Here is a 25,610-nt window from a genome sequence, read left to right on the forward strand (position 1 = left end):
CGGGGAAAGGTTCACATGGCTCAGTTCTCAGTGGAAATTATCCGCCGGCCCGGCTCACTTCTGGGTGGAAATCAACAGATGGGTCTTTCTCTGCGCACCTCAACTGCGTCCGGCGGCTCCAGATGTTCGCGCGCAAACCTGTGCCCGTCGTGAACCGCATGGGCGATCAGACCGGGGGCGCGGGCGTCGCCGATGCGATGAAGCGAAGTGAGGCCGGCATCCTTGAGCTTGGTCCAAAGACTGTCTTGTTGTTCGCGCGAGGTGACGGGAACGAATCCCTCGCAGGCAATCCTGCTGCTGCGCCCGGTGTAGGCGCAGGCCAGTTCCGCAGTGCCGGGGACCAGCCCGGTGACGACCGTGTCGGTCAGGATGGTGACACCGCGTTCGATCAGACGGGACTGAAGGCGGGATTGTTCGACCGTGTAGGCGGACCAGTCCGCGACCCGGCCCGCCGGAGTGACATAGGTGATGTCCAGCCCTTCGCTCGCCAGCAGGTCCGCAAGCCCCGCGGCGATGTGATATTCCTCGTCATCGAAGATCACCACGGGGCCTTTGGGTCGCGCACCGTTCAGGATCGCCTCGGGCGTCATTGTGCGCGGGTCGGAGAAACTTGCCACCCCGCGCGGATGGCTGCGCCCGCGCCCGTCGGCACGCCAGAGGCTGCCGGTCGCGACGAAGACGTGCCGCGCCCCGGTTTCCAGCACGGTCGCCCGATCCATCTCGGAGGCGAGGTAAAGTTCCACGTTCGGCATCTGGCTGATCTGGTGCAGCCGCCAGTCGCGCACCCGCGCCCATTCGGTCAGCCCCGGCAGGCGCGATTCCAGCGTCACCCGCCCGCCCGGCTCGTTACCCGCCTCGGCCAGCATCACCTGCGCGCCGCGCCGCCCGAGCGTCAGCGCGGCCTCAAGCCCCGCCGGGCCAGCGCCCACGACCAACACAGGCTCCACTTTGCCGATCAGCGCCGGCACCCGCTCGGGGTGCCAGCCGCGCCGCCACTCTTCGCCCATTGTCGGGTTCTGGGTGCAGCGGATCGGCGCGCCAAGCCCGTCATGGGCATAGCAGATGTTGCAGCCGATGCATTCGCGGATCTCGGCCAGCCGCCCCTCGCGGATCTTCGCGGGCAGGAAGGGATCGGCGATCGAGGGGCGGGCGGCACCAATGAAATCCTGCACGCCGCGCCGGATCAGGCTCAACATCGTCTCGGGGCTGGTGAAGCGACCAACCGTGACAACCGGCTTGCCGGTCGCGGCCTTCACATGGGCGATATGGTCCTCGAGCACCGCTTCCTTGACGAAACGCGAGGGGCCCATTTCCGTGCCGTAATCGGGGATCGTCACGTCGAAGACATCGACCAGCGGGGCAAGCTCGGCCAGAAACCCTGCGCGTTCCTCGCCCCCCTTGCCGTCCTCATCGGTCACCTCGATCCGGATCGCCACGGCGCAGCGGTCGCCCACCGCCTCGCGCGTGTCCTCGACCAGTTCGCGCACCAGCCGGGCGCGGTCGGCAAACTCGCCACCGTAGTCGTCTGTGCGCGGATTGGTCGAGGAATCAAGGAACTGGGTCAGCAGATAGGTGTGGGCGGCATAGACATAGACCACGTCGAAATCGGCCTGCTTCGCCCTGAGCGCCGCCGCCCGATGCCAGTCTCTCAGGTTGCGGATATCCTGCCGGTCCATGCGTTGGCTTTGCCAGGGCACCCTCGCGGCCAGCATGCTTTCCGGCCCCAGAGGCGCCTCGCGGGAAAGGACGTTCCCCGCCCGCCATCCGCCGTGCCAAAGCTCCACCCCCGCGAGTGCGCCATGGGCATGCACGGCCTCGGTCATCGCCGCCATGTTGCGGATATCGCCCTCATCCCAAAGCGTGGCATAGGGTGCGGGCGTGTCGTCGGAGGTCGGATGTATCGAACAATACTCTGTATTGACCACGCCCCAGCCGCCCTCGGCCTTCACCCCGCGCATCGTTGCCAGCGTCTGCGGCAGGGAAAACCCCATCCCGGTGCAATGCGGCACCTGCCAGAACCGGTTCGGCGCGGTGACCGGACCGATCTTCAGCGGCTGGAACAGGATGTCGAAACGCGGATCGCGCGGCATGGTTCAAACACCCTTTCGCGTCCCGGCGGCGGTGAAGTGGCGCGGGAACTGGCCCGCAAGATAGGCGTAGATCTGCGCCTTGGCGTCGTCATTGGTGAAACGCGCCGGATACATCAGGATGTTCAGCCAGAATCCGTCGAAGAGCGCTTCCAGCGCTTCGCCGATTCCTTCGGGGTTCACGTCGTCATATCCGCCCTGGCTGATGAGAGCGCGGCACAGTTCAGTCGACGTGTCCAGCCGCTCCATGTCGAGCGCGGCCGTACATTCGCGGTAGGATTTTCGCTGCTTTGTCTCGCCGAAAAAGGCGAACCAGACGGCGAGCTTGCGGCGATTGCTGATGCCGCCCTCGAAATGCGCCTCGACGATCGCGGAGAGTTTCTCATGTGGCGCAAGATCTGGCCGCCGCGCGGTTTCCTGCCAGCGGTCGCGCAGTTCGGCAGCGAGATAGTTCAGAGTTTCGACCAAGAGCGCGTCCTTGGACTTGAAGTGAAAATTCACCAGGCCAAGCGACAAATCCGCAATCCCCGTCACGGTCGTAAGCGTCGTGCCCGAGATCCCATAGCGGCTGATCGAGGTGATCGTCGCCTCGATCAATTGCTTTCTACGCTCTTCCGGAGGAGCAGTTCTTCTCTTCCTAACACTATCTGATTTATTCATTAATTTGCTTCCACTGAATGGTTATTCAATCATTGCTTGCTTTTGTCGCCGAGTCAATCGATGCTTTTGATCAAACCTTGATTCGCGGACAGACGATGCGGCAGACTCTTCCTTCCCATGCCCAGGCCGTTGTTATCGGCGGTGGTGTCATTGGTACATCCACAGCCTACCACCTCGCCGAACAGGGCTGGACCGATATCGTCGTCCTCGAACGGGACAAGCTCACATCCGGCACGACCTGGCACGCTGCGGGGTTGATCGCCTCGGCCGGCATGTCGACCGAAACGCTCAGCTGGATCTTTCGCCACTCGCGCGACCTCTATCGGCGGCTTGAGGCGGAAACCGGCGTTTCGACCGGCTTCCATCAATGCGGTCATTTGCACATCGCCACGACCAGGGCCCGGCGCGAGGCGCAGCGGCGCGAGATGAACTTCATGCGCCTCATGGGGCACGTGAAGCACGAGGTGTCGCCCGCCGAGGTCCGGGAAATGTTCCCGCTGATCGAGACCGAGGGAATGCTGTCGGCGATCTGGTCGCCAGAGGATGGCCGCGCCAATCCGGTCGACGTGACCATGGCAATGGCGGCCGGGGCGCGAAAGCGCGGCGTGCGGATTGTCGAGGGATGCCCGGTCGATGACATCCTTGTCGAGCGCGGTCGGGTCAGCGGCGTAGTCACGCCGCTGGGCACGATCAGAGCCGACACGGTCGTCCTGGCCGCGGGTATGTGGTCGCGCCAGATTGGCGCGAAGATCGGGGTGCCGGTGCCCCTGCAGGCAATGGAGCACTACTACCTGTTGACCGAGCCGATGGAGGGCGTCCACCGCGACCTGCCGGTGGTCGAAGACCCCGAAAGTTACGCCTATGTCCGCGAGGAAGGCGGCGGGCTGCTCTTTGGCCTTTTTGAGCCCGATGGCGCGCCGTGGCACCCCACCGGCATTCCCGGGGATGCGAGTTTTTCCACCCTGGCGCCAGACTGGGACCGGATGACGCCGCATCTGGAACATGCCTTCCGCCGCTTCCCGGCGATGCAGTCTGCGGGGCTGAAGACCTTTTTCTGCGGCCCCGAAAGCTTCACGCCCGACGGCAAGTTCCTTGTTGGCGAATGCCCCGAGGTTCAGGGGCTTTACCTTGGCACCGGCCTGAACTCGCTCGGCATTCTTTCGGGTGGCGGTGTCGGCGCGCTTCTGGCCGAAGAGATCGCGCACGGCAATGCCAGCCAGGACATGACCGGCCTGACCCCTGCGCGCACGGGCGCGCATGAAGCGGTGCGCCACTATCTGCTCGACCGGCTGCCGGATGCGCTGGCCTACAGTTTCACCAATGCCTCGCTGCCAAATTTCAAGCACAAGCAGGCCCGGGCCGCGCGGCGGTTGCCGCTGCATGACCGGTACGCTGAAGAGGGCGCCTATTTCGTTTCGCTCTCGGGCTGGGAGATGCCCTTCTGGTTCGCGCCAAACGGACTGAAGCCAGACGTGAAATACGAATTCGGCCGGCAAGAGTGGTTTCACCTCTCCGCCGCCGAACACCGTGCGACGCGCGAAAGCGTCGGGCTGTTCGACAAGACCTTCATGGGCAAGTTCGTGGTCCAGGGCCGCGACGCCGAGAAGGTTCTGAACCGGGTCAGTGCCAATTCGGTCTCGGTTCCCATCGGCGCAAACATCTATACGCAGTGGCTGAACCCGCAGGGTGGCATCATCTCGGACCTGACGATCACCCGGACGGGCGAGGACGAGTTCCTGCTGGTTACCGGCGATGTGCTGCAGCGCATCACGCCGTCGTGGCTGAAACGTTATACCGGGCCGGGCGAGTTCTGCGCCGTCACCGATGTGACGTCGGCCTATACGATCCTGTCGTTGCAGGGCCCCCGGTCGCGCGATCTGCTGGCGGGGATCACCGGTGCGGACCTTTCGACCGAGGCGCTGCCCTTCCGCAGCTCGGCCTTCGTCGAGATCGGCTATGCCCGCCTCCGCATCGTCCGCGTCACCTATATGGGTGAACTCGGCTATGAACTTTACATCCCGTCAGAGCAGAGCCTGAACGTCTTTGATGCGTTGGTGACGGGAATAGAGGCGCAAGGAGTACCCTGCACTCTCTGTGGGCTGATGGCGCTGGAAAGCCTGCGGTTGGAAAAGGGCTACCGTGATTTTGGCGTCGATATCGACAATACCGATACGCCGCTGGAAATGGGCCTCGGCTTTGTCGTCGATATGGGCAAGGACTTCATCGGTCGCGACCGTCTGGCCGAACAGAAGGCGGCGGGCGCCTTGCCGAAACGGCTGGTCGCGCTGAAGCTCGATGACCCGGAGCCGCTGCTGCTCGGGTCAGAGCCGCTTTTCGCGGATGGTGTTCCGGTGGGCTATGTCCGCGCCGGCACCTTTGGCCACACACTGGGTGCCTCAGTCGGGCTCGCCATTGTCGAACATGAGGACGGCGTGACGTCCGACTACCTGAAAACGAAATCATTCGAGGTCGAGGTGAACGACCGGCGCGTTATGGCAACGCTGTCGCTTGCGCCCTTCTACGATCCGAAAAGCGAACGCGTGCGCGCATGACCTGTTGTCAGGACGGCACATGGGCCAAGAAGGAGGGCCTGACCACATGAACGAAGCAATCGGCATCCGCGATGTCAGCAAGGTGTTCGGCCAGGGCGATACCACCTTCACCGCCGTGGCCAGGGTCAATATCAGCATTCGTGAAAACGAGTTCTTCACGCTTCTCGGGCCATCCGGCTGTGGCAAGACCACGCTTCTGCGGATGATCGCAGGATTCGAGTTCCCGACCGATGGCGAGATTCTGCTGCACGGCGAGAATATCGCCGACATGCCGCCCTTCCGCCGCCCGATCAACACGGTCTTCCAGAATTACGCGCTCTTCCCGCATATGACGGTGGCCGACAATATCGGCTTCGGCTTGCGCATGCTGGGAAAGTCGAAGGCTGAGGTATCCGAGCGGGTGATCGAGATGCTGCGGCTTGTGAAGATGGAGCCGATGGCCGGGCGCCGCACAAGCGAGATCTCAGGCGGCCAGCAGCAGCGCGTGGCGCTTGCCCGCGCGCTTGCACCGCAGCCCAAGGTTCTTCTGCTCGACGAGCCGCTTTCCGCGCTCGACTACAAGCTGCGCAAGGAGATGCAGCTCGAACTGAAGCGGATGCAGCACGAGACGGGCATCACCTTCATTTTCGTGACCCATGACCAGGAAGAGGCGCTGACGATGTCGGACCGTATCGCGGTGATGTCGAAGGGTCAGGTCCTTCAGGTCGGTAGCCCACGGGACATCTACGATGCGCCAGCCGACCGGTTTGTTGCCGAGTTCATCGGAGAGACGAATTTCCTGACTGGCCGCGTGCGCAAGATTGCAGAAGAAACCGCCGAGGTCATGCTGGAAGGCGGCGCTGCGATTTCTGCGACCGCAGCCGGTGTGGGTGTTGGCGACGATGTGACCATCGTGGTGCGCCCCGAACATGCAGAGGTCGTCGCCGTGCCCGCCACAGGCAGCGCCGTGACCAAAGGCACACTGGAGAACGTGGTCTATTTCGGCACGGATACGCATTTCCACGTCCGTCTGCCGGATGGGTCGGTCTTCGTGACCCGTCAGCAGAACCGACCCCGGCTGAGCAGCGAGTTTGCCGTCGGCAGCGAGGTGAGTATCGCCGTGGCCGCCGACGCCGCGCGTATCCTGAGGGCCGGGGCATGAGCCAGTCCGCGATCAGGGCAGACTATCGCCGGACGCTCACGCGTCGCTGGCTTCTGTCGTCGCCCGCACTTCTCATCGTTCTTCTCGCGGCAACCGGCCCACTTCTGGTGGTTCTGCTCTATTCTTTCCTGAAGGCGGGCCCCTATGGCGGTGTCCTGCCGGAGTTTTCGCCCGAGGCCTGGATCGGCGTGGTCATGCAGCGCGGATTGTTCGACGATACGTTGTCGATCGCCGACGCCCACCTGGCGATCTTCTGGCGTTCGATACGGTTGTCGCTGGAAACGACTTTGCTGACGCTGATTTTCGGTTTCCCGACCGCCTATTTCATCGCCACGCGCCCCCCGAACACGCGCGAGCTTTGGCTGTTCCTCATCACGATCCCGTTCTGGACGAACCTCCTGATCCGCACTTTCGCCATCCTTCAGATCATCCGCAACGACGGCACTATCAACACGGTCCTGCTCAAGCTCGGGTTGATCGGGGAACCGATCCGGATGCTCTATACCGACGGCGCGATCCTGGCCGGTATGGTCTATGTCTATCTGCCGCTGATGGTTCTGCCGCTTTATGCCAGCATGGAGAAGCTCGACTTTCGCATTGTCGAGGCGGGCTATGACCTCTACGCGACCCCGTTCCGGGTGCTGCGGCTGGTCATCATCCCGCTGGTAAAGCCGGGCATCGTCGCAGGCTGCATCCTCGTCTTCATCCCCTCGCTCGGCGCCTATGTTACGCCGAACGTGCTGGGCGGCGGCAAGAACCTGATGATCGGCAACCTGATCGAGCTGCAGTTCGGACAGGGCCGGAACTGGCCCCTGGGGTCGGCGCTGTCGATCTCGCTCATGGCCGTGGTGATGGCCGCGCTGATCGTCTACGTCCGAAACGCCGACAAGACGGGGGGGCACCATGGCTAAGCCGTTTTCCGTCAAGCGCCAGCGCGGCTTTACCGCCATGGCAATCGCCTGTTTCGCAGCGCTTTACCTGCCGATCTTCGTTCTGGTCATCTTCGCGTTCAACTCCGCCTCCAGCCTCAGCCATTTCGAAGGCGTTTCGCTGCGTTGGTTCCATGAGGCAGCGCAGAACAAGCAGGTCGTCGATGCGACGCTTCGGTCGTTCCACGTCGCTTCCGTGGCCGCCGTCATCGCGACCCTCGTTGCCACCATGGCAGCGTTGGCGACCACACGGACCCGGCCATATCCCGGCCTGACCTTCAAGTATGCGCTTCTGAACGCACCTCTGATGATCCCCGAGATCGTGACGGCGGTCGCACTTCTGATCGTCTTTTCGCAGGTCAAGGGCTGGATCGGCTATACGGGCATCGGCTATCTGATCGCCGCCCATACGGCATTCTGCGTGCCTTTCGCCTATCTGCCGATCCGCGCGCGGCTGGAGAACATGGACCTGACGCTGGAAACCGCGGCGGCCGATCTTTACGCCACCCGCTGGAACACCTTCCGGTACGTGACGCTGCCGCTCCTTTGGCCGGGTATCCTTGCAGGCCTGATGCTGTCTTTCGTCATCTCGCTCGATGATGTCGTCATTACCGAATTCGTGAAATCCGCCGGGCAGGACACGCTGCCGACCTACATGCTCGGCCAGCTCCGCCGTTCGATCACGCCCGAGGTGAATGCCATCTCGGTCGTGCTCCTGTTGTTCTCGGTGCTGGTCGTGACGCTTTTCTTCTTTGCCAGCAAAAGACGGAATTGAAAACGAACTGACATACTAACCAGGGAGGTACCCATGAAACTGTCAGGACTTATGGTGGCGCTTTTTGCCACGACCACCGCCGCCCATGCCGAGGGCGTGCTGAACATCTACAACTGGGGCGACTATACCAACCCCGAACTGATCGAGAAGTTCGAGAAAACCTATGACGTAAAGGTAACGATGACGGATTACGATTCGAACGAAACCGCGCTGGCCAAGGCGCGGCTGGGCAATACCGGCTTTGACATCGCCGTGCCCTCGCAAAGCCATCTGCCGATCTGGATCGCCGAGGGGCTGCTGCTCGAAACCAACCCCGGCCAGATGGAAAACGGCAAGAACATCGCGCCGGATTGGGCAGATCCCGATTTCGACCCGGGCCGGAAATACTCTGCGCCCTGGCAGCACGGCACGATCGGGATCGCGGTCAATACTGACGTCTACAAAGGGCCGCTCGACAGTTGGGCCATCGCCTTCGATCCGCCGGCGGAGCTTCAGGGCAAGGTCAACGTCGTGCCCGAAATGAGCGACATCATCTTCGGCGCCATCGCCTATAATGGCGGCGAGTTGTGCAGCGCCGACGAGGAAATCCTCAAGAAAGCGCATGCAACGCTGGTCAATGCCAAGCAGCACTGGGCGGCTATGGAATATGGCACGATCGAGCTGATGCTGGCCGGCGATTTTGCGGCGACCATCGACTGGAACGGCTCGGCCATGCGTCAGCGGCTGGAAAATCCGGCCATCACCTATGTTCATCCGAAGGAAGGTGTTGCGACCTGGTCGGACAACGTCGTCGTCCTGAAAGAGGCGCAGAATGTCGAGAACGCAAAACTTTTCCAGAACTTCATCATGGACCCCGAGAATGCGGCGCTGATCTCGGCCTTCGCGCGCTATGCCAACGGCATCGCGGGGTCGGAAGAGTTCATGCCGGAAGACATGAAAGGCGCGCCGGAGCTGACGATTGCCGAACATGCGCGGGCCAACACCGTAAACATGCGGATCTGTGATCCTGAAGTGCAGGACATCTACACCAGGATCTGGACCGACGTCCTTAAGTGACCTTCTCGCGCCCGTCCAAACCGGGTGGGCGCGACACCACCCTTGCAGCCAATTGGAGAGCTAGCCATGGCCCAGACCGCACGACACATCACCGATTATGCGACGGGACTGCGGGCCATGTTCGAAGAGGAATACATGGGTGAAGGCCTCTTCGAAGCGCTCGCCGGCTACCACGACGGCGTGGCGCGGCAGGCGTTTCTCCTCATGGCCAAGATCGAACGTGCCATGATCGCCGCCACCGAGTCTGCAATCCGCCGGAACGGGTTGCAAATTCGCGACCCCGAAAGTTTACGCGCCGAGGGACGGGCCGAGGCCGAGACGATGCGGATCATGAGCTGGCCCGATTTTCTTGACCTTATCGTCACTGATTACCCCGCGTTTCTCGACGAGTTCGAGCAGGTCGCCCAACTTGCGCCGCCTTGTGACGCAGTGGAAGCCCAACTTCTGATCGACCATGAAGTAGCGTTCATCGACTTTGCAGTCGCCTGCCGGCGCGGTGACCCTGACAGCTTGGGAGTCCTCGAAAGCTTTCTCGCCAGGATCACTTAGTCGTTTAGACGCGGACAGATTCATCGTCGATCCGATCCAACAGTTGCCGGGCCTGACCAGAAGGCAAACGTCGAGATTTCGCGGTCGCGGTGAAGGTCCGGAAAGAGGGCTGCGACCGCAGCATAATGTCACCACGTTGAGAGTCCGCATAGGGCCGGTCTTTCCCGCGCGATTTCGCTGCGGCTGCGAAATGCTGCAGCAGCTCGCTCGGTCACATTGGGCTCTGAGCCCGTATTCGCGGTGTTTGACATTAACGTCGCCTGCCGAAGCGTGAATGTCTCGGGTGCCACGGGCAAGGCCAAAGATCAATGGCTTGGCGTTTGTGGCGAACGGCCGGTTTCCTGCGGTCTGAGCCAAGGTGCGTGCCGCGGTCGCATTGGGCCGCTTCGAGCCCATACCGGAAGCGCCCAAAGAACAGTTCGTGCACGCGCAGCATTCCCACCGCTGCGAAGTCGCTGCGTTCGCCTCAATGGCAACTTGGGGCAGGAAACTGACGGGCTTGCTCCCCAAGCGACACGGTTGACGTGCATCAAGGTCTTCCGCGGGTGTCAGTGTAAATCTTAACAGATGGAAGTGTTGCTTGGCCTTATTCTGATACCTCTCGGTATTGCTTTGATTGTTGCACCCGTTCTTGCGTGGGTGAGCTTTTTTCGCACTCGGCGTCTCAATCGGGAAGTGAATCGCCTCAGCGTGGCCAACAAAGCCCTATCAGACAGCATTGATCGTCTTGAAACCCGCGCCGACGAACTCCAGACCGAACGGACCAGTCTGCGCAGGAAACTTCGCTCCGAACAGGTGCCGCCAACCGAACCAGCAACGGCGCAAGACGATCTTGCCACAACCATACTTCCGGACACAGCTGATGCCGAAACACTCGAGTCCCCGGAGCCGCCTGTGTTTACCTCGCCCGAAGAACGTCCCAAAGCGCCGAAAGACGTCATTGCCGAGCCCGAACCCCAAACGGCTCCCGAGGAAATCCCCCTCGAAGAAAAACCCGTAATCGCAGCCGCCCTTATCGGGCCTGTTCAGGATCCAGTGGCAGTGAGCGAGGCGATTTCGGCGAAGCGCGAAGAATCAGACAAGGTTGAGAGCGCAGAACTGCCAACCGGCACGGCGCCATCCGAGCCGGAAGAGGAAGCACAGGCAAAGGATCTCAAAGTCCCTGCACCGCCTCCTGAGATCACGAAAGAGAGAGAACCGGAGACGAAACCTAAGCCGTGGACGCCCGCCGCAACTGCTCGGCCACCGGTGTCACAGGAACCGGCCCGCCCGACCCGGTTCCGTTCAACCAAAGCCGCGCTCGCCCAGCGCCTCGGCGCCGGTGAGGGTGACTGGGAGACGCGCATCGGCCAGAACTGGCTCAACATCCTCGGCATCATCATACTTGTCGTGGGCCTGGTTCTCCTGATCCAGCAGAGCCTCTTGCTGGTTACGCCGGCCGGGAAGATCATGATTGGTGTGAGCGTCGCCATCGTCCTTATGGGGTGCGGGGCTTTCTTGCGCCGCAGGGAGCGGTATCAGGTCTTCGCATTCACGCTTATCGGCGGGGGGTGGGGACTTCTCTATTTCGCCGCTTTCGCCGCCTACAACGTCGAGGCCGCGAAGATCATCGAGAACGCGTATCTCGCCATGGTGGTGCTACTGGCCGTCGCGGCGGGGATTATCGTGCAGTCTTTTGCCTATGGGCGGCAGTCGGTCACCGGGCTGGCCTATGGGCTGGCCTTCCTTGCACTGCATCTCAGCCCGCTGTCGATCTATTCCCTTGTGGCGACGGCGGTGCTGGCGGTGACCATCCCCTTCGTCGTGCACCGGACGGATTGGCGGCGGTTGGGTGTTGTCATCGCCATCGCCACCTATGCCACCCACGCCCGCTGGCTCTGGGCTACCGGACTAGCCGCTAGCCCCGATGAAGCCACACTGGTCCTGGGCGGATTGGAGGCGTCCACGGCCTTCTGGGCAAACATCGCTATTCTCGCGGTCTACTGGGCCGTCTACTGCGCCACCGCTATTGCCCATCGCGCCGAAACGGCCCAGGCCAAGATGCTGGACTTTGCAACCTCGATCATCAACATGGTGGGCTTCCTGGGGTTGGCCACCTGGCAGATGCAGGTCTACCTGCCGGGCAACCTGCATTACCTCGCGCCACCCGCGGTCGTGGCCTACATCGCCACGGCCATTGTCGATGACCGGTTGCAGCGTCCGATCCTATCGCGCCTGAACGGGACTATCGCGATTGTGCTTTTCGCCGTGGCGCTGCCACTGGCCATCGACTCCGAAGGCTGGTCGTGGAACTGGCTGGCCCCTTATTGGACCCTTGGCGCGTTGGTGGTCTGGGAGATCGCACGCCGCACCCGCATCCAGCTTTACCGTGCACTGGCCTATGTGCTGAGCCTGCTTGCGCTGGCCGTGGCCGCCTCGGTCAACCTGGCGCCTGACGAGCTGCCGGAAAGCTGGCTGTTCTTGGTGCTGGGATTGGCGCCGGTGGTCCTGTTCGAGCGCATTATTGCGTATCTGAAGACCGATAGCGAAACAGGTACGACGCAGCTCGATGCGCTGATGGGGCAGGTTGCTGTGATTGCGGTGCCGCTGGTGCTGGGGCTGTGCGTGTGGTCAGCAGCGCCCGATCACGTGGCCGGCCTGATCATGCTGGTACTAGGCATGGGGCTAATCGAATCCGGCACCCAAACAAACCGCCTCTATCTGCGCCATCAGGGCTATCTACTGGCTCTGGCGGGCGGTGTGGTGCTGGTGATATGGAATATCGTGTTCCCGGCGACCGAGCAAATCGCTGGCGTGCGGACGGTTTTGCTGACCGCGGCGGCGCTGGCCTATACCATCGGTCTGCGGATGCGCGGGCCTGCGGCGAAGACCAAGGGTTGGGAGGACAGCGCAACCTGGGTGGCGCCGGCCTTCGCCACCTTGTTTGCCGCCGCGGCGGCCTGGCACTGGATGGACCCGCCCTATGCCGCGCTTGCGTGGATCCTGTGGGCCATGGTCCTGTCGGAGGCCGGACAGCGCCTGGCGTGGTGGGAAGTGCGGGCGGAGTCCTACATCTTACTCGCCGCCGGCAGTGTTTTGGGGATCTGGGTTCAGCCCGAATTCGTTTCGCAGGGCTGGCCCGCCGCTTCGTGGCAATGGACGCTGCTTTCGGCCGCTCTGCTGCACGGGCAGACGCTGCGAATGTTGTTCCCGGCCAAGCCGCTGACCAAATCCGAGCAACCTTGGGTGACCTTGCCACTGGCTGCCGGGCTGGTCCTATTTGGCTTTGCAACCAATCAGGCGCTGACGAGCAATCTTGTTCCGCTGGTCTGGGCGGCCTGGGGGCTGCTGGTCATCGAGGCCGGGCAGCGCCTGCGCCAGTCGAGCATGCGCGCATGGGGCTACCTGTTGATGGGTGCCGCCGCGGTGCACATGGGAGCGCAGCTGGCGGTGCTGGACATCGGCCGGATGGCGCCCGCACCCTGGACCCATGTGATGATCCTTGCCGCGCTGTACCATGTGGCGGCGGTGCGTATCCACTTCCCCGCCGCCAACACGGCCCGCACCGACAAGGGCTTGGCCATCGCGCCGCTGCTGCTGGGCGTCCTGTACTATGCGGCAGCGACCTACGATTGGCTGCCCCAGATCTGGGTGCCGGTGGCCTGGGCACTCTGGGCGCTTGTCGTGCTCGAGGCCGGTCAACGCCTGGCGCGCAGTGACGCGCGGGTGGTCAGCTATTTGTTGCTCGGAGCAGCCTGGCTGGTGTGCGGCTTGCTGCAGAGCGCACTGTTCCTGCTCGAGGCGGACGGGTCGCCCTGGTGGATGACCTTGCTGGTAGCAGTGCTGTTCCACCTGGGCGCCTGGCGCGTCGCCGTGCCCGCGGGTGCCGAAGCGCAAGAGATCGACTTTGCGTCGGCACCGCTTTTAGGTGGCGGCCTGCTTTATGCCGCGGCCGTATGGACCCTGCTGCCCGCTGAATGGGTGACGGCGGCACTGGCGCTCTGGGCTGTCGGAGCCGCTCTCGCCGCGCGCCGGCTGTCGCACGCCTATGGCGCGCTGGTCTCGGTGGGCATGGGACTGGCGGCCTTCGGACTTGGTGTACTGCTTAACGTCTACGAGATGATCGCGGCGGGTGCGGCAGGCGCGGCGCTGAACTGGCTGGCCATGTCGATCAGTGCCGCCGGGCTATACGGCCTGCACGCGGTGGCACGGAAATCCCCGGCCGTTTCGCCCTTGCACCAAGCGGCCCGGTCGCACATGGCGCTGCATTTGGGCACCTTGCTCGTAGCGCTGATGCTGTGGAAGGAACTGCCCTCCGTCGCGGTGGCGGTGGCATGGGCTGCAATGGCCTGGGTGCTGATCGAACTGGCTGGCAGGATCGAGCGCGCGGCCTTGTCGCGGCTGGCGCAGGTCCTGATCCTCGCTGCGGTGATCCGCCTGTTCTTCGCCAACTTCACCGTACCGGGTGAGACCTTTGGCCTATCGCACCGCCTCGTCACGGTGGGGGCGGTGATTGCGCTGGTCTATTACATGCGCGCGCTGCGCCTTGACGGGTGGGGCGACGGGCTGCGGCTGGCGCCTTCAGCGGTGTTCTCGTGGATCGGGGCGGGGCTTCTAGTGCTCTTGGCAAGGTTCGAGGTCGGACGGGAATTCGCCGTGGCGATTTGGTCGGTGCTGATCCTTTTATTTGCCATGCTGGGCACGCGGATGCCGGACCTGTCGTTCCGCCACCAGTCCTACGTGATCGCGGCGCTTGTCTTTGCTCGCGCCTGGGCAACCAACGCGCAACTCGAAGGCACTTTGTGGGGCATGTCCGAACGGGTGGTCACCACGCTACCGTCGCTGGTGGCGTTGCTGATCGTGGTGGTGCTGATCCCGCGCGGATTCGAGGGGCTACCGCCCGCGGCGCGCAACAACAGCCTGCTGCGGATGCTCGCCTTTGCCGACCGGCATGCGCGCACGGTAATCTCGATGCTGTTCGCGGTACAGCTGACGTTGCTGATCTACTACGAGATGACCATCGACCTGGTGTCGATCGGCTGGGCGGTTTCGGCGCTGTTCCTGATCGTGATCGGCTTCGCGCTGAACGAACGCAGCCTACGCCTTTTCGGCCTGCTGCTGCTGATGGTCGTGCTGCTCAAGGTCGTTTTCGTTGACCTTGAGGGGGTGGAAACCATCTACCGCGTGTTCTCCTTCATTGTGCTGGGCCTCGTTCTGCTTCTGGCATCGCTGGGCTACAGCAGGTTTCGGGACGTTCTGGGGAGGTATCTGTGATGGCGGCACTACACAGGAATCTCTATCGCTTGCTTCTGGCGGGGCTGTTCGTTTTATCCGCCGTGATGCTGGCCACGAGCCCGACGCGGTACAAGGTCGATCTCGATGCCCTGATGGGAATCTGGGGCGATGTCATACGTGATGTGGACAGCGTCGTAAGGACCATCCGCATATCCACCGAGTTGGAAATCGAGTTCGGCGATGAGATCGCGGGCGTTTATTCGACCACTCCAAGCGGCGTTGGCGATCAGGAATATGTGGCCGCCGTCGGAGCGAAAGTTGCCGCCCAAACGCGGCGATCGGACATTCCATGGACCTTCCACATCGTCGACGCTCAATATTCGAATGCCTGGGCGATCCTGGGTGGCCATGTCTTTATCACCACCGGCATGCTCGATGAGATGGAGAGCGAGGCCGAACTGGCCGGGATCCTCGGGCACGAGATTGCGCATATCGACCTCTATCATTGCGTCAATCTGGTTCAGAACCAGATGATACTTGAAAGACTGGGATTGGGCGATATCGGCGCCATCATCGCCTTGGGTGAGCGTTTTCTGCTTCTGGGGTATAGCGAGGTTGAAGAGGCGGAGGCCGACCGCTACGGTATGCTGCTGACCGCGCAGGCGGGCTACAGCCCGCTCAATGTGTTCGATACATTCCGCCGGTTCTATCTACGGGAGGAGTACGGGCAGGAAAGTGAAGCCAGCCGCGGGCCTGAGGGCGAGATCATCGCCTCGCTTAGCACCGCGCTCGAGGATTATTTCAATACGCACCCGCCGTTTTCGGACCGCTTAGACGCATTGCGCGCCATGCTGGATGCGAATGCCCGCGGCTGGGAGGGGAAAAGCTTCCGCGTGGGACGGACCACCTATGCGGACCGAACCTTCGTTGAAGGTGATGCGGCGCCGGGGGAAAACTGGACCTTCTCAAAGAATGCCCCAGACTATCTTGCAGCCCGTGCGGAACTAGCATTCCTACTGGGCCGGGATGCAGAAGCTGAACGTTACCTTGGTCGGCTGCGTGAAATCGCACCGGAGGACACCAGAATCGGCTACCTTTCCGGGCTACTCGCAGGGAGGATTGAGCCGGAGCGGCCAAGTGTGATGCCGTCGCCGGGACCCGCGATTGAGACGCCAGAACCAAAAATTCCCCAAGAGGTCAGAGACCTTGCGCAGGATGGTTGGGACGAATTCAAAAACGGGCGCTATGCCGAAGCGATCAGGAAACTGGAGGAGGCCATCGCCAGGGCGCCCGAATATCGATGGGCGCTGGGTAATCTAGCATGGGTCTACGCAGCGGCGGGTCTGCCGGAGTATCGTAAACCCGAACGTGCGATCTTTCTAGCCGAGCGGGCCATAGAGATCGAACCCCGAAGTGCGTACCTCGATACTCTTGGAAACGCTTACATTCTAATAGGAGAACATACGCGGGCGCGTGATGCTTATGACCGTGCGATTGCCATCGAACAAGAATATCGAGAGATGCTACGCAATGATCTGGTCTATCTTGGCTATTTGACTGCGGGTGCCCCGGACTCGGACCTGACCGAAGCGTTGACCAAGGCCATTGAGACTGGACATGCACCGTTCGTATTGGCCGAAAGCCGCGAAAGGATAATGCACCTTATGACGTCAGATCTGGAACAGGCACGCGCAGAGTACGAATTTCTATCGATCCTGTATCCCTTTCATCCGGATATCGCGACCTTGGCGACGGGATTGGGAATCACGCATCCGGTCGAACGGATTGACGAGTTATCGGTTGCTGGAGATTTCGTCGCAGCGGTGGAGCTTGGACGCGATCTGTTATGGAAGGATCCCGAGAATCTGCAGCTAAAAAGGGCACTATCCTCGGCCTTGTTCGAGTTGGCGCGAAGGGAGGCGGGTGACGACAATCCGGAGGACGCATTAGCGCACTACACCGAGGCTATCGATTTGCGGGATGGCGTTTTTGCGGTGGCGTTGAACAATCGAGCGATTCTTCACGCTAAAGGTGACGACACCTACCTTGCATTACTCGACATCAATCGTGCGCTTCGCATCGATCCCGAGAAAAGCTTGTATCACGCCAACCGCTGCCTGTTTCTGCGTCTTCGCGGGCAGAACGACTCCGCCTTAACCAGTTGCGAGATGGCGTTCGAGGTTGGATTGCCCGCAGATCAGGGCAACCGATCCTGGGTCTATCTACAACGTGGAACCGTCAGACGCTTACTCGGGGATCTAGACGGTGCCTCTGCCGATTTCCGCGGTTCCGTGCAATTGGCAAGGTCTGAGATCATTCGGAAGGTACAAGAGTTGATGGCGGCGGCAGGCTTCTATTCGGAAACTGTCGACGGTCAGCTCAACGACGCGCTGTTACAGGCGGTCGAGAATTGTATTCGTTTCGACGAGTGTTACGCACAGGCGGTTGGGCAGATGGATTACCTAATAGATTTTCTTCAATGAAAACTTGAATTTTGGAGTGCGATTCTTATCGGTACGGCGCCCCAGACCACCAAATACGCAGTCTCCTGCAAGCTCCGGAAGAAGGTCGAGATGCTCTTTGCCCACCTCAAAAGCATCCTCGGCCTCGGGCGTCTCCGATTGCGAGATCCATGCGGCGCCCGCGACGAGTTCCATCTCGCAGCCACCACCCAGAACCTCAGAAAACTCGCAAAGCTCATCCCGGCGCCACGAGGTCGGTGTCGCTGCATCAGCATCAGGCCGGTTTGTCCGCAACCCGGTCATTGCCGTCGAAAAAATGCTGCGCGATGCATGAACGGCCGGAACGCGAGAGCTGCATCGCGGCGTCGCGGCCTGTGATGAAAGTCAGGAAAGGGCCGAAATTGTCAAACTAGGCACCGCAATTCGGTTCTGGAACGGCGGTTGCGCCCTCCCGCAACCAATTTATCAAAAAATATCAGATACTTCAAAGCCGAGCACAACGCTCGGCTTTTGTTGTTCCAATTTCTTGTCAACGCCTGGTCAACATTCGGCGAGGCCCCATGCGTGGGGGCTTGTTGCGTCTGCCCATGGCGGTCAACCGCCCGCCGTGGTCTACTTTAACCGCATTGAAACCGATCAGCAGGTGAAGGCCGTAGCTTAAACAACCCGGAAATCTGTACAAGAGTTGGGGAGTATGTATGAACTGCCTTCCCCTGCAAGTGTTTTGTCGATGCGCCGCTGACCCTGCTTCTATGTATTCGGTCTTTCTTCGGGACCGTTCGATTTGCCCCTGACCAAGATGGGAAGTCGCGCGTCCTGTGTCTCGTTAGCTCATCGGCACTTCGGGGGCCATGCTCCCCATCAGACTGACAAGACGCCGATCGGTCGTTGGTCCATCTCCTCCTCGCTCACAGTTTCTTTTGTCCGGTTGCGCGTCTGCCCGACTACAGGCCGCTCATCGCATTCGGCCGATATCTCTCACCCTTCGTCAGCACAGCCCAGGCAATACGTGCCATCTTGTTGGCCATGGCGACCGCCGCGACGTTCACATGCGTTCGCTCTTTCAGAGCGTCTGCCCATGCCGTCATTGGTGACGTCCTGTCACGCACGAGATGCAGCACCGTTCGGGCTCCGTGGATGAAGAGCTTACGCAAATATCGATTGCCGTGCTTGGAGATGCCGATCAGCTTGGCCTTGCCACCTGTCGTGACCTGCCGCGGCACCAGACCAAGCCATGCGGCAAGATCACGACCTTTGCCAAAGGAGCTGCCAGTGCCGACAGCTGCTACGAGTGCTGTCGCAATCGTCGGACCTATACCGGGGATCTCCATCAGTCTCTGCATGTCAGCGTCCGTTCTGGCCAGCGCCTTGATCTCGGCATCGATGGCTGTGACCCGATCATTGATCACATCCAGTTCGGACGCCATATCAGTCACGAGCAGGCGCATTCGGGGTGAAAGATCGGCCGCGCCCTCTACGGCCAATCTCGCCAGCTCCTTTTGAAAGACATGGCACCCGGTTCCTACCCGGATGCCGCGCTCCATCAGAAAACCGCGGCCCTGGTTGATCAAGCGCGTCCTGTCCGACACGACCGCTCCGGCTTCATCCAGCCCGGCAAGACTGCAAACGGTCTTGCCCAAATCAATGCCCAGAACCTTGATGTCCATTTGATGCTCCTCTCTCCACCTATGCCCGCCACGGTAGCAGCGGTTTGGTGGGAAGGCAGTTCATCCCATTAGCTCACCGGCAAGGCCAATACCCATGCCTTGGAGCCGTTGACGCGGGAGCACGCAGAAACCCATCGGGGCGCGCGGAGACGAAATATCGGGCCGCACAAGAAAGCCGGATATACGGGTACTGTCAAAGATTTTTCGCACTTTCGTTTTTCACGCGACGACGGCTCCTTGGGTTTGATCCGCAAATAGCGGGGTCATATTCACGTACTTGCGGGTGGACCATTGGGTTCCCGCGATATGACGCAAGCGAGCGGCGGCCAGGTTCAGGCAGTTGCAATCAGGTGGGGTCCATATTTGTCCACAAGTGACACTTTTCCCGTTGGTTCACGTCGGCTTCCAACACACACCCAAAACCATTGCATCCTGATCTCCGACCGAGACATATGCATGGCCGATACCGCTGTCGAAATAGATGCTGTCGCCTTGCCTGAGGGTGATCGTATCTCGCCCCTTGAGGAAAACGGTGACCTCTCCTGCGAGCACATAGATGAACTCTTCGCCAGGGTGAGAGATGAAGTCTTCGAAGGCCGCGAAACTATGCGCCTTGATTCGCCCGACCATGGGCACCATGTGCTTGCCGCTCACGTCTGACGCCAGCATGTCATAGTCGTATGTGGCGGAACGATGGATCGGTGCTTCGCCCGCGCGTGTGACCGTGATTGTCCCATGCGCGAAACCTTCCGCCTCGGCATCGAACAACTCGCCCACGTCCAGCCCGAGCCCTTGGGCAAGCCGCATGAAGCGATCATAAGTCAATGAAATCTCGCCACGTTCCATCTTGGAAATCGTTGAAATTGCAAGGCCGGTTCGATCGGACAGTTCTTTCAAGGTCCATTTCCGTGTCTTCCTGATTTGCCGGACACGGGCCCCTAGGCTGGTTTCGGTCGCGGTGGGACTGGGCTTGAGATCGTTCAGAATTTTCTGCATTTTTTCCTATTGGAAAATTTCCGTTGTTTTCCGATTGGAAAATATTGTAGCGTCTTGCTACCGAAATTGAAAATGAAACCGACCCTGGGACTGTGAAGCGTGCCGAATTCGTCATCAGATTGCGATTTTGCCGTCATTGGCGCGGGCATCGCCGGGGCCTCGGTCGCGGCGGAACTCGCTGCATCGGGGCGGGTCGTTCTTATCGAACAGGAAAGCCAGCCGGGCTACCATACGACCGGCCGATCCGCAGCGGTCTACGCGCCCATCTATGGTCCGCAGCCGATCCGCGCGCTGACGCGGGCTTCGCTGGAGTTTTTCCAGAACCCGCCGGAGGGGTTCACCGACCGGGAGCTTCTCAAGCCGATCGCCGCGGCCTTTGTGGCGCGCGAGGATCAGAAGGACAGTCTCGAAGCAATGCAGCACGAACTGGTCGATGCATCCACCGTCACGCGCATCGACGCCGAGGACCTTCAAGCCCGTCTTCCGCTTTTGCGCGACGGTTATGCTGCAGGGGCCTTGTGGGACAACGGAACCTCAGAGATAGACGTGGCCGCATTGCATCAGGGCTACCTGCGGCGCTTCAAGGCCAGCGGAGGCACCTTGCTGACCCGTGCTCCGGTCACTGCGCTTGGGAAAACCGGGGACGGCTGGAAGATCCAGACCGGGAGCTCCGAAGTAACGGCGCGTGTCGTCATCAATGCCGCCGGGGCATGGGCCGACGAAGTGGGCAGGCTGGCCGGGGCCGAGCGTATCGGCCTTGTCCCCAAACGTCGCTCGGCCTTGATGATCGCGGCACCCCAAGGGTGCGACGTGCATGGATTGCCCCTTGTGGTTGATGTCGACGAGCAGTTCTACCTGAAACCGGACGCAGGCAAACTTCTGGTTTCGCCTGCAAATGAAGACCCCGAACCGCCTTGCGATGTGCAGCCTGACGAGATGGATATCGCGATCTGCGTCGACCGGATCGAACGCGCCTTTGACATCTCGGTGCGACGGATCGAGAACTCCTGGGCCGGTTTGCGCAGCTTCGTAGCGGACAAATGCCCGGTCGTCGGTTTTTCGCGCCAGGTCGACGGCTTCTATTGGCTGGCCGGACAGGGCGGATATGGGATCCAGTCTGCTCCGGCGCTTGCACAACTGGCCGCGGCCGAGGTGACGGGTCGAGGCATCCCCGGACACATTCAAGCTGAAAACCTGAAACCGAATGACATCCGGCCCGGGCGCAAAGGGATCGGAGCATGATCTGGCTGGCTCCGATACTGCTCGCGGTCCTGCTCGCATCGGGATTGGGTCTGGCCTATGTGGTCGGGGCCACGGCGGTCGTCTCGTTCCTGATGACCGAAAACGCCCGCTACCTTGCCATTCTGCCGCAAAAGGTCTTCTCGCAGATCAGCGTTTTCGCATTGTTGTCGATGCCACTTTTCATCCTTGCAGGCGAGTTGATGAACCGGGGCGGCGTGACCAAGGCGCTGATCGATGTTTCCATGGCCATGGTCGGGCGCATTCGCGGGGGACTGGGGCATGTAAACATCATGACCTCCGTGTTCTTTGCCGGGATCAGCGGTTCGGCGGTTGCCGACGCCGCCTCGCTGTCGAACACCCTTGTGCCCGCAATGGAACAACGCGGCTATACACGCCTCTATGCCGGGGCGATCACCGCGGCCTCTTCGATCATTGGCCCGATCGTTCCCCCGTCGATCATCCTGATCTTCTATGGCGCGATCATGCAGACCTCGGTGGCCGCCCTTTTCGTGGCCGGCATCCTTCCCGGCCTTTTGCTTGCCTGCGCTCTGTTTGCCCTCAACGGGTACTACGCGGTGCGCGACGACCATCCCCGTATCGAAAAGGGAGAGGCGCCGCCGATCCTGCCTGCAATCGCCCGGGCCTTGCCTGCGCTCTTGCTGCCCCTGATCATCGTGGGCGGGATCGTTCTGGGCTGGATGACGCCGACAGAGGCCGCCGCCGTCGCCGTCATCGTCGCTGCCCTGGCCGCCATCTTCTACGAGGGGCTGAAACTCGAGGACGTGGTCGAAAGTCTCCGCCGCACCGCGATGCTGACGGGCTCCATTTTTGTGGTTCTGTGCGCCATCGCCGCTTTTGGCCATCTGGCATCGCTGGAAAAGGTGCCGCAGGCGATCTCGGCCCTGATCACCGATCTGGGACTGGGACCTGTCGGCTTCATGCTGGCGATGAATCTGCTCTTCATCTTGGCGGGCATGTTTCTGGACATCCCCATGGCGCTGGCCCTGCTGGTTCCACTTGTAGCGCCGGTCGCCTTGGCCAACGGGGCAGACCCCGTGCATCTGGGCATCGTGATCTGCTTCAACCTGACCATTGGCCTGGTGTCGCCACCGATGGGCGGCTGCCTGCTGATCGTCTCGACGGTCACGGGGCTGAACTACTGGACCCTGGCCCGCGCTGTCATCCCGTTCGTGCTGGTCGAAATTCTGGTGCTGGGGGTGTTGGTCTTCGTCCCCGAGATCAGCCTCTACCTGCCGCGCGCGTTTGGATTGTGGAACTGAAAACAAATTCCCCGAAAGCAGGGGGAAAAAGAGGAGGAACTAGAATGTCGTTCATGAAACTTGTGGGGCCCGCCTGCCTCACGCTGACCCTGGCAATCGCCGGCCCCGTTTCCGCAGAGATCAAAATCGCGCTCGATTCAGCCAAGGACCTGGAAAACTCCGGATCCTATGTCTGGGCGAATGCGTTCTCGGAATACCTCAATGCCAATGGTATGGAAGCCGTGGAATATGAGCGCGGTGCGCTTGGTGGCGAGGCCGAGAAGATGGACCAGGTGCAGCAAGGGCTGCTCGAAGTGTCCCTGTCCGACACCAAGGGCGTCGGCGCCCTGGACGGGCACCTCATTCCGACCACGCTGCCCTATCTCTTCCCGGATTGGGAAAGCCTCGATCGCGGTCTTGCCAACGGCATGATGGACAAGATCAACGCAGGTACAGTTCCGCAAGGCGTGCGCGTCATCGGCATGGCCGCGCTGGGGTCTGCCGCCGGGATCTTCAACACCAAACACCCTGTAGAAAAGGCGGCTGATCTCGCCGATCTGCGGATGCGGGCTCTGGATGAAAACCAGATCGGCGTCTACAAGCTCTGGGGCACCAACGGCACCATCGTGGCATGGGACGAAGTGCCCAACGCTCTTCAGACCGGCATCGCGGATGGCTACATCAACCCGCCGATGGTTCCGATCATGTTCGGGCATACCGGGTTCATCAAGTATTTCACCAACGCCAAGGTCGGATTGGGAAGCCGCACCATCATCGTGTCCGAGGACTGGTACCAGGGGCTGTCCGCCGAACAGCAGGCGATCGTGATGGACGCTGCCAAGGCCGCCACCGAGGCCAACCGTGCGTGGCTCGCGACCCGGTCGGCCGAGATGGACAAGCTGCGCGAAGCCGGCATCGAGGTGACCGAACTGACCCCTGAAGCCTGGACCGAATTCAAGGCACTGAGCGCGCCCCTGCACAACATGGTGCCCCTGCCCGAAGGCGCGTTGGCCGCCTGGCAGGCTGCGATCGGAGAATAATACGATGCGTGCGGCGATTTCCTGGCTTGATCGCATTTCGGCATTCCTGAACCGCGTTGCGCTTTGGGGGGCGGTGCTGGCGGTGGCTTCGCTGGTGCTGATCGCGGGATGGCAGGCCGCCGCGCGCTATCTTCTCGATCAACCGCCGGCCTGGACAGAGGAGCTTGCACGCTACCTCATGGTCTGGGCCGGATTGCTCGGCGCATCCTGTGCCTTCCGGTTCCAGGTCGATCCGTCGCTGTTTCCCGCCGCGCGAGAGCGTACTGACGGGGTGGGCCGCGTCTATGCGGTGGTGCGTGCGATCGGCGCGTTCATCTTTGTCGCGCCGATCCTTTGGTACAGCCTCTACGGGCTGAACGGAAAGATTGCCTCGGGGTATATCGCTCGGAACGCGCGGGTCACGGCGGAAACCCTCGACTTACCGATGTCCGTTTTCGCAATGGCCATTCCAATCGGCTTTGGCCTGATCATGCTTCACTTGCTGGCAAATCTGTCGACAGCACTGATGCAGCCGAAAGAGACATGACATGAAGCTGATGATTGCGGCGCTGACCACGGAAACCAACAGTTTCTCGCCGATCCCGACCGGACGTCTTGCCTTCGAAGCACAGCTTCTAACGCGCGAAGGAAGCAAGGTAGAGCCGCGCATGCACAATGTGTCGCTGCATGTCTGGCGCCGTATGGCGCAGGAACGGGGCTGGGAGGTCGCCGAAAGCCTGACCGCGGCGGCACAGCCCGCGGGGCTGACGACCCGCGCCGTCTATGAAGAATTTCGCGATGAGATCCTGCGCGACCTCGAAGCGCAAAGTCCGGACATCTTCCTGATCAACATGCACGGGGCGATGATGGCCGAGGGCTATGACGATTGCGAAGGTGACATGATGCAGCGCGCGCGGGCCATCATGGGCAGAGACAAGGTGATCGGGCTCGAGCTCGATCCCCACAATCACCTGACCCGGGCCATGCTCGACAACGCGACCCTGATCGTCAACTACAAGGAATATCCCCATATCGACCCGGCGGACCGCGCGGTCGAGCTGTTCAACATGGCTGCTGACGCCGCCGAAGGAAAGACCCGCCCAGTGATGCGCGCGCATGACTGTCGAATGCTGACCATCATCCGCACCCTGACGGAACCGGGCAAATCCTATGTGCAGGCGATGAAAGACGCCGAGGGTAAGGATGGCATCCTGTCGGTTTCGCTCACGCACGGATTTCCCTGGGGGGACGTGGCCGATGTCGGGTCCAAGACACTGGTGATCGCCGACGGTGATGCGGACAAGGCGGCAAGTGTCGCCGAAGAATTCGCCGCTCGGCTTTGGGATATCCGCGATGGTCTGCGTCTGGACTACCCGGATTTTTCCACCGCGCTCGACATGGCCGAAGCAGCCAACGAGTTTCCAGTCACATTGGCGGACATGGGTGACAATGCAGGGGGCGGCGCACCCTCGGATTCCACCTACTTTCTAAAGGAAATCCTGAGGCGCGGGACAAAGGATGTTGGCCTCGCACAATTCTGGGATCCCGTGCTTGTAGCCATGTGCCAGGACGCGGGCGTCGGCGCCCAAATGCGGGTTCGGATCGGTGGCAAGATATGCGCCGAGTCGGGCGAGGCGATAGATCTCGACGTTACCGTGCGCGGCATTCGCGAGGACATGTTTCAGACGGTAAATGAAATGTCGATGTCGATGGGCACGGGCGTTTGGCTGGAGGCCGATGGTGTTCACCTAATCCTGTCGTCCAAGCGCGGGCAGTGTTATTCGCCATCGGTCTTCTCCGATCTCGGGTTGGATATCGGGCGCCTGCGGATCATGGTCCCGAAGTCCACGAACCATTTCTACCAGAATTTCGACCGCGTCAGCGCGCAGGTAATCCATGTCGGATCGCCCGGTGCGGTTACGCCGGACATCCCGAATATTCCTTTCACCAAGCGCAACGGAAACTTCTGGCCCAGGGTCGAGAACCCCTTCGCCTGATCGCC

17 protein-coding genes and 1 pseudogene are annotated in these 25,610 nt (G+C 61.3%); 14 read left to right on the forward strand and 4 right to left on the reverse strand.

Going from position 1 to position 25,610, the window contains the following annotated elements; all coding sequences use genetic code 11:
• Positions 1 to 71 precede the first annotated feature (71 nt).
• Complete coding sequence (locus G0P99_RS11705; RefSeq protein ID WP_164129963.1) at positions 72 to 2,090, reverse strand: FAD-dependent oxidoreductase; 2,019 nt, start codon at positions 2,088 to 2,090, stop codon at positions 72 to 74.
• A gap of 3 nt (positions 2,091 to 2,093) precedes the next feature.
• A complete protein-coding gene (locus G0P99_RS11710; RefSeq protein ID WP_239059785.1) occupies positions 2,094 to 2,684 on the reverse strand; it encodes a TetR/AcrR family transcriptional regulator in 591 nt (196 codons plus the stop codon).
• 158 nt (positions 2,685 to 2,842) lie between these two features.
• On the opposite strand from G0P99_RS11710, the gene G0P99_RS11715 reads away from it, so the two are divergent.
• The 9 genes and pseudogenes from G0P99_RS11715 to G0P99_RS11755 form a co-directional block, all read left to right on the forward strand.
• On the forward strand, positions 2,843 to 5,299 hold the full coding sequence (locus G0P99_RS11715; RefSeq protein ID WP_164129967.1) for an FAD-dependent oxidoreductase: 2,457 nt from the start codon (positions 2,843 to 2,845) through the stop codon (positions 5,297 to 5,299).
• Between the two features lie 46 nt (positions 5,300 to 5,345).
• On the forward strand, positions 5,346 to 6,440 hold the full coding sequence (locus G0P99_RS11720) for an ABC transporter ATP-binding protein (RefSeq protein WP_203583079.1): 1,095 nt from the start codon (positions 5,346 to 5,348) through the stop codon (positions 6,438 to 6,440).
• Positions 6,437 to 7,351: an ABC transporter permease gene (locus tag G0P99_RS11725; RefSeq protein ID WP_164129971.1), complete on the forward strand. Its 915-nt coding sequence runs from the start codon at positions 6,437 to 6,439 to the stop codon at positions 7,349 to 7,351. Before G0P99_RS11720 ends, G0P99_RS11725 begins: the two co-directional genes overlap by 4 nt.
• Complete coding sequence (locus G0P99_RS11730) at positions 7,344 to 8,144, forward strand: ABC transporter permease (protein WP_164129973.1); 801 nt, start codon at positions 7,344 to 7,346, stop codon at positions 8,142 to 8,144. The genes G0P99_RS11725 and G0P99_RS11730 overlap by 8 nt, the downstream gene beginning before the upstream one ends.
• Before the next feature lie 33 nt (positions 8,145 to 8,177).
• Positions 8,178 to 9,200, forward strand: coding sequence for an extracellular solute-binding protein (locus tag G0P99_RS11735; protein WP_164129975.1), 1,023 nt, complete (start codon positions 8,178 to 8,180; stop codon positions 9,198 to 9,200).
• A gap of 66 nt (positions 9,201 to 9,266) precedes the next feature.
• Positions 9,267 to 9,749, forward strand: coding sequence for a hypothetical protein (locus G0P99_RS11740; protein ID WP_164129977.1), 483 nt, complete (start codon positions 9,267 to 9,269; stop codon positions 9,747 to 9,749).
• 1,248 nt (positions 9,750 to 10,997) lie between these two features.
• On the forward strand, positions 10,998 to 15,002 hold the full coding sequence (locus G0P99_RS11745) for a DUF2339 domain-containing protein (RefSeq protein ID WP_164129979.1): 4,005 nt from the start codon (positions 10,998 to 11,000) through the stop codon (positions 15,000 to 15,002).
• The gene (locus G0P99_RS11750; protein ID WP_164129981.1) at positions 15,002 to 17,446 is read left to right on the forward strand and encodes a M48 family metalloprotease; all 2,445 of its coding nucleotides are present in this window, start codon (positions 15,002 to 15,004) and stop codon (positions 17,444 to 17,446) included. The genes G0P99_RS11745 and G0P99_RS11750 overlap by 1 nt, the downstream gene beginning before the upstream one ends.
• A gap of 69 nt (positions 17,447 to 17,515) precedes the next feature.
• Positions 17,516 to 17,668 (forward strand): annotated as a pseudogene (locus G0P99_RS11755) (IS5/IS1182 family transposase); the annotation flags it as partial.
• Positions 17,669 to 18,369: 701 nt separating this feature from the next.
• On the opposite strand, the gene G0P99_RS11760 reads toward G0P99_RS11755, so the two are convergent.
• Positions 18,370 to 19,092, reverse strand: coding sequence for an IS110 family transposase (locus G0P99_RS11760; protein WP_164129983.1), 723 nt, complete (start codon positions 19,090 to 19,092; stop codon positions 18,370 to 18,372).
• Positions 19,093 to 19,485: 393 nt separating this feature from the next.
• Positions 19,486 to 20,088 (reverse strand): helix-turn-helix domain-containing protein, encoded by a 603-nt coding sequence (locus G0P99_RS11765; protein ID WP_164129986.1) that lies wholly within the window; start codon positions 20,086 to 20,088, stop codon positions 19,486 to 19,488.
• Between the two features lie 99 nt (positions 20,089 to 20,187).
• On the opposite strand from G0P99_RS11765, the gene G0P99_RS11770 reads away from it, so the two are divergent.
• From G0P99_RS11770 to G0P99_RS11790, 5 genes are read left to right on the forward strand one after another with little or no spacing between them, the layout of a single operon-like run.
• Positions 20,188 to 21,330 (forward strand): FAD-dependent oxidoreductase, encoded by a 1,143-nt coding sequence (locus G0P99_RS11770; RefSeq protein ID WP_164129988.1) that lies wholly within the window; start codon positions 20,188 to 20,190, stop codon positions 21,328 to 21,330.
• Positions 21,327 to 22,610, forward strand: a complete 1,284-nt coding sequence (locus G0P99_RS11775; protein ID WP_164129990.1) for a TRAP transporter large permease — start codon at positions 21,327 to 21,329, stop codon at positions 22,608 to 22,610. Before G0P99_RS11770 ends, G0P99_RS11775 begins: the two co-directional genes overlap by 4 nt.
• 44 nt (positions 22,611 to 22,654) lie before the next feature.
• Complete coding sequence (locus tag G0P99_RS11780) at positions 22,655 to 23,629, forward strand: TRAP transporter substrate-binding protein (protein ID WP_239059788.1); 975 nt, start codon at positions 22,655 to 22,657, stop codon at positions 23,627 to 23,629.
• A gap of 4 nt (positions 23,630 to 23,633) precedes the next feature.
• Positions 23,634 to 24,155 carry a TRAP transporter small permease gene (locus tag G0P99_RS11785; protein ID WP_164129992.1) on the forward strand — a complete coding sequence of 174 codons (522 nt, stop codon included), beginning with the start codon at positions 23,634 to 23,636 and terminating at the stop codon, positions 24,153 to 24,155.
• Position 24,156: 1 nt separating this feature from the next.
• Entirely contained in the window at positions 24,157 to 25,605 is a 1,449-nt protein-coding gene (locus G0P99_RS11790; RefSeq protein WP_164129994.1) for a M81 family metallopeptidase, read from the forward strand.
• Positions 25,606 to 25,610: the final 5 nt, after the last annotated feature.

It is taken from the genome of Ruegeria sp. PrR005, from assembly GCF_010500245.1.
Classification (GTDB): domain Bacteria; phylum Pseudomonadota; class Alphaproteobacteria; order Rhodobacterales; family Rhodobacteraceae; genus Ruegeria_B; species Ruegeria_B marisflavi.

Bases quoted from the DNA above. Each gene is read 5' to 3' on its own strand.
- G0P99_RS11705 (WP_164129963.1), bottom strand. From the start codon at position 2,090: ATGCCGCGCGATCCGCGTTTCGACATCCTGTTCCAGCCGCTGAAGATC.
- G0P99_RS11715 (WP_164129967.1), top strand. From the start codon at position 2,843: ATGCGGCAGACTCTTCCTTCCCATGCCCAGGCCGTTGTTATCGGCGGT.
- G0P99_RS11720 (WP_203583079.1), top strand. From the start codon at position 5,346: ATGAACGAAGCAATCGGCATCCGCGATGTCAGCAAGGTGTTCGGCCAG.
- G0P99_RS11725 (WP_164129971.1), top strand. From the start codon at position 6,437: ATGAGCCAGTCCGCGATCAGGGCAGACTATCGCCGGACGCTCACGCGT.
- G0P99_RS11730 (WP_164129973.1), top strand. From the start codon at position 7,344: ATGGCTAAGCCGTTTTCCGTCAAGCGCCAGCGCGGCTTTACCGCCATG.
- G0P99_RS11735 (WP_164129975.1), top strand. From the start codon at position 8,178: ATGAAACTGTCAGGACTTATGGTGGCGCTTTTTGCCACGACCACCGCC.
- G0P99_RS11740 (WP_164129977.1), top strand. From the start codon at position 9,267: ATGGCCCAGACCGCACGACACATCACCGATTATGCGACGGGACTGCGG.
- G0P99_RS11750 (WP_164129981.1), top strand. From the start codon at position 15,002: ATGGCGGCACTACACAGGAATCTCTATCGCTTGCTTCTGGCGGGGCTG.
- G0P99_RS11760 (WP_164129983.1), bottom strand. From the start codon at position 19,092: ATGGACATCAAGGTTCTGGGCATTGATTTGGGCAAGACCGTTTGCAGT.
- G0P99_RS11765 (WP_164129986.1), bottom strand. From the start codon at position 20,088: ATGCAGAAAATTCTGAACGATCTCAAGCCCAGTCCCACCGCGACCGAA.
- G0P99_RS11775 (WP_164129990.1), top strand. From the start codon at position 21,327: ATGATCTGGCTGGCTCCGATACTGCTCGCGGTCCTGCTCGCATCGGGA.
- G0P99_RS11780 (WP_239059788.1), top strand. From the start codon at position 22,655: ATGTCGTTCATGAAACTTGTGGGGCCCGCCTGCCTCACGCTGACCCTG.
- G0P99_RS11785 (WP_164129992.1), top strand. From the start codon at position 23,634: ATGCGTGCGGCGATTTCCTGGCTTGATCGCATTTCGGCATTCCTGAAC.
- G0P99_RS11790 (WP_164129994.1), top strand. From the start codon at position 24,157: ATGAAGCTGATGATTGCGGCGCTGACCACGGAAACCAACAGTTTCTCG.